Genomic DNA, 4,381 nt, shown 5'->3' on the forward strand with positions numbered 1-4,381 from the left:
CGGCCATCGCGTTCGTCTCCTTCGGTTTGTGACTTAGCCGTCTCGAAGGATCTACGCGGTGGCCGTCTCCTACATCACGACACGCTCATCAACGAGCCCGTCGTACACCATCTCCGTGGACGCAGCCTTCATCTCTTCGGCCGTTGGCGGGTGCGCAACCGCAAGTTGGTCGACGTGACCGACCCGAGTTGCGTCGACTGGGTGGAGTTCGACGCTGTCGCGCAGGCTGAGCCAATTTTCGGCGGGCTGGGACATGTTGATCGGATCTGGGCCGATGCGTCGGCTGGGGGTGACGCGTTTGAGGGATTCACCCTTCGACAGTTCGACCCCGGCGCCCGCGTGTGGCGGATCTGGTGGGCGTCGAGCAGGCAGCCCGGTCACCTCGACCCTCCCGTCGAGGGGCGATGGGAGGATGGACGCGGCAGGTTCTTGTGCGAGGACGTCATCAATGGTCGGCGGGTGAAGGTTCGTTTCGAGTGGACTAACGACAGCCCGTCCACCGCACGATGGGAGCAGGCGTTCTCCTACGACAATGCGGCCACGTGGCACGTTAACTGGATCATGGAACTCGTTCGCATCGATTAGCGTGCCCGGTCAGGTCACCGGGCTTGAGGTTTGCGGGCTTTGAACCGGGCGACCGCCTTGCTGGTGGTGCGGGGGACCTCGGTGATGAGCTGATCGCCGTCGTGGACACGGAAGGTGACGTCGGCTTCTTCAACGCTGAGGGTGCGGCCGGCGTGGCCGATACCTACCTGGATCTTCTGGCCGGCGCCGACGAGGGCGCCGCGGCAGTTGGCCCGCCGGACGACCCGCAACGGCTCGGCGGCGCGGGGGCGGGTGGGGGTTCGCCCGGTCGGGCGTCGCGCAGGCGGAGCAGGTCGGCCGGGGCGAGCGGGTTGGGCAGACTGCGCAGCAGGCTGCGGTCGGTGTCGAGGATGTGCAGGACACCGTGGTCGAGGCGAGCGATCACCCGGCGGCCGGCCGGGTGGTAACCGACCGGGTGTCGGCGCCCGGCAAGCGCGAGCAGCCCGTTGGTGGTGGCGAGCCGGTCAACCTCGATCGGTTCGCCGGGTTTGGTCGGCCCGACGGTGATGGGTGGTGGCCCGGCGGGACGGCCGCCGTCGGCCAGCAGCTGGCGCAGGTGGTCCGGGCGCAGCCGGGACGGGACGGTCTTGAGCCGGACGCCGTCGAGCAACAGGTGGACCACGGTGGTGGCGTGGATGGGGCCGAGCCAGAACTGTTGGCCGCAGAGGCCCAGGTTGCCCGATGCTGGAACGGTGCGGGTGACCTTGACTGCCAGGGTCGCCGGTGCGGCTGCGGCAATCGGCGGGCTCGCCGGCGGTGCCTGGGTTGGTGCCGGATTGGCGGTCTGGGTGTCGGTCGAGGCCAGGGACGGTGGCAGTCGTAGCGGGATGGCGTCGACGACCGGGCTGGTGGTGAACCGGTCGGCGGGGACGGCCATGTCCAGGGACTGATGCGGCCGGTCGACGTTGTAGTCGTCGCGGAAGGTGTCGATGGCGGCCTGGGCGTCGGTCAACGACGTGAACGGCGGATGGTCGGTCAGTAGCTCGCGTTGCAGGGTCTGGTGGAAGCGCTCGACCTTGCCGGTGGTGGTGGTGGGTGAGCGGGGCTTGGGCCGCCACCATACGGGCAGCGCCGAGGGCAGTCGGCAGCGGCCAGCGCCGAGTTGTGCGCGCGGCGTGACAGCCACGCCGCAGGCGGTGACCCAGTAGCCCCAGCCGCGCTCCTAATCCGCTGGTGTAGGGGTGTGGGGTACAGCACGGAAGTACAGCAACCGAGGCGACCGCGTCGACCCAGACCGTGCCCCTTCCCTACGGCTGACCTCATGGAAGGCCGAAAGCAGCCGGGTTGCCGCGAGCTACGGAGTAGAGGTCGGTTGGCTGAACTCCGGGCTGGAGGTGAGATCTCTGACGAGTTGCTCGACTCGAGCGCGAATGTCGTCGCGGATGGTGCGGACGATCTCGATGGGCTGGCCGGCGGGGTCGGTGAGCTGCCAGTCTTCGTGACGCTTGCCGGGGAAGACAGGGCAGGCGTCACCGCAGCCCATCGTGACGATGACGTCGCTTGCCTGCGCTGTGGCGTAGTCGAGTTTCCTGGGCTGGGCGGCGGTGATGTCGATGCCGACCTCCCGCATGGCCTCGACCGCGACAGGGTTGATCCGGTCGGCGGGTTCGGAGCCGGCGGAGCGGACCTCAATGGTGTCTCCGGCGAGGTGGCGCAGCCAGCCTGCGGCCATCTGGGAACGGCCGGCGTTGTGGACACACACGAACAGGACGCTGGGGCAGGTCATCGGGTGGCCTCTTCTCCCTGAGGGATGACGACGGTATCGGCGGTGCGTGCGGCGTCGGGATACCAGGCGGCGAGGGCGACGATGGCGACCAGGCCACCGGCGAGCTGGGCGGCGACGAAGCCAGGCACCGCGACGGGGGCGATTCCAGCGAACGTGTCGGTGAAGGCCCGGCCGATCGTGACGGCGGGATTGGCGAAGCTGGTCGAGCTGGTGAACCAGTACGCGGCGCCGATGTACGCGCCGACTGCCGCCGGAGCGACGGCGGCCCGGTCGCTGCGGGCGAGGGCGAACGCGAGCAGCACGAGGCCGGCGGTGGCCACGATCTCGGCCAGCCACAGGTGGGGGCCGGTGCGGTGAGTGTGTGACCAGGCAACAGGGGGCAGTCCGAACATCAGGTCCGCAAGGATCGCCCCGGCGATCGCGCCAGCGATCTGCGCGACGAGGTAGCCGGCGAGATCTCGTCCGGTCAGGCCGATGCCGGCGCGGCGACCCAGCCACCAGTCCACCGCCGAGACGACCGGGTTGAAGTGCGCGCCGGACACCGGTCCGAACATCAGGATCAGCGCGCCCAACGCCAGCGCGGTGGCGATGGCGTTCTCCAGCAGCTGGAGCCCGACGTCGTGCGGGGACAGCCGCGAAGCGGCGATACCGGAGCCAACCACGGCAGCCACCAGCAAGGCGGTGCCGGCGAACTCGGCGGACGCCCGTCGCGTCAGGCTAAGGTTCACGCGCTGATCTCGGCCGGGGCGGATGCGGCGGACACGTCGAGCAGCTGCGACAGCGCCGCGAGCTTGGCCGGCACGATCCAGTAGTAGACCCAGGTGCCGCGCCGCTGGCAGTCGATCAGGCCGGCCTCGCGCAGCACCTTGAGGTGGTGGGAGATGGTCGGGCCGGACACTGTGAACGCGTCGGTCAGGTCGCACACGCATACCTCGCCGCCGGCGCGGGCAGCGATCAGCGACAGCAGGCGCAGCCGAACCGGGTCGCCGAGCGCCTTGAACCCGCGGGCGAGGTCGGCGGCGGACTCCTCGGTCAGCGCCTCGGTGACGAGCGGGGTGCAGCAGGCGTCGGCGGCGAGTACCGGAAGTTGTTTAGGCACCCGTCTAGTTTGACAACCATCTAGACAGCGTGCAAATCTCTGATTAGATAGTCATCTAGACAAGGAGGTGCGGGATGTCCCGTGTCCAGCTCGCATTGCGCGTGTCCGACCTGGAAGGTTCGGTCGCGTTCTATTCGAAACTGTTCGGCGTCGAGCCGGCCAAGCGCCGCCCCGGCTACGCCAACTTCGCCGTCGAGGAGCCGCCGCTCAAGCTCGTTCTGCTCGAAGGTGAGCCCGACCAGCCGACCGTGATGGACCACCTCGGCGTCGAGGTGTTCAGCGGCGACGAGGTCCAGGCCGCCACCACCCGCCTGACCGACGCCGGGCTGATCACGCTCACCGAGAGCGACACCTCGTGCTGCTACGCGCTGCAGGACAAGGTGTGGGTACGCGGCCCTGGCGACGAGCCGTGGGAGGTCTACGTCGTCAAGGGCGACGCCGACACCCTCATCAAGGAGGTCAACGGTGAATGCCGCTGCGGCGATATTGCGGAAGCGAGCGAACCCGCTACCGCCTCAGCCGGAAGCGCCAGCTGCTGCTGACTGGGGACAACCGTGAATGCTGCGGCTCGCCGGTCGAGGCGGGCCGCAGCATCTGTCTTGGTCGTGCGGAGTATGTGCAATGACCTTGGCTGCGAACCATTTGCCCGATTGCAGGCGTCCAGCTAGGCAGCACTCTGCCTGCTGAAGCGCCCCCCTTCCTGAACCGTGTGTCTCAGCCGAGCAGCCAAGCCGGCGAACGAGGGCGAACGCCGACGGACCCTAGCGGCAGGTAGACGAGGGTCAAGGCCACCGCGGTCAGCAGATCGCGACCGACTCGTAATGCGTCGGTCAACAGGCGGCGCGGCCGCGTCCACGGTGATGGTGTAAGAGACGATCACCGAGAAGATCCGGGTTGATGTTATGCGGCGATCTCCGCTGTTGGGGAGTCGTCGGGTGGTGCGGCTTCCCCGTCGATGACGGTCAGCCGGG

At 68.5% G+C, this 4,381-nt stretch carries 6 protein-coding genes; 2 read left to right on the top strand and 4 right to left on the bottom strand.

All coding sequences use genetic code 11. From position 1 onward, the window contains the following. Positions 1-585 (top strand): hypothetical protein (locus ACNTMW_RS34130; RefSeq protein ID WP_426638202.1); only part of this gene is annotated, 585 nt, incomplete at its 5' end. Between the two features lie 163 nt (positions 586-748). Here the strand turns inward: ACNTMW_RS34130 and ACNTMW_RS34135 are convergent. From ACNTMW_RS34135 to ACNTMW_RS34150, 4 genes are all read right to left on the bottom strand, one after another. Beyond that, positions 749-1,711, bottom strand: coding sequence for an integrase core domain-containing protein (locus tag ACNTMW_RS34135; protein WP_426638203.1), 963 nt, complete (start codon positions 1,709-1,711; stop codon positions 749-751). Between the two features lie 168 nt (positions 1,712-1,879). After that, a complete protein-coding gene (locus tag ACNTMW_RS34140) occupies positions 1,880-2,311 on the bottom strand; it encodes an arsenate reductase ArsC (protein ID WP_426638204.1) in 432 nt (143 codons plus the stop codon). Beyond that, a complete protein-coding gene (locus tag ACNTMW_RS34145) occupies positions 2,308-3,039 on the bottom strand; it encodes an aquaporin (protein ID WP_426638205.1) in 732 nt (243 codons plus the stop codon). The genes ACNTMW_RS34140 and ACNTMW_RS34145 overlap by 4 nt, the downstream gene beginning before the upstream one ends. Further along, complete coding sequence (locus ACNTMW_RS34150) at positions 3,036-3,410, bottom strand: ArsR/SmtB family transcription factor (protein ID WP_426638207.1); 375 nt, start codon at positions 3,408-3,410, stop codon at positions 3,036-3,038. Before ACNTMW_RS34150 ends, ACNTMW_RS34145 begins: the two co-directional genes overlap by 4 nt. A 74-nt stretch (positions 3,411-3,484) precedes the next feature. Here ACNTMW_RS34150 and ACNTMW_RS34155 point away from each other — a divergent pair, with 74 nt between their 5' ends. Beyond that, entirely contained in the window at positions 3,485-3,952 is a 468-nt protein-coding gene (locus ACNTMW_RS34155) for an ArsI/CadI family heavy metal resistance metalloenzyme (RefSeq protein WP_426638208.1), read from the top strand. Positions 3,953-4,381: the final 429 nt, after the last annotated feature.

The sequence above is a fragment of the Planosporangium spinosum genome, assembly GCF_049999945.1.
In the GTDB taxonomy this organism is placed as follows: domain Bacteria; phylum Actinomycetota; class Actinomycetes; order Mycobacteriales; family Micromonosporaceae; genus Planosporangium; species Planosporangium spinosum.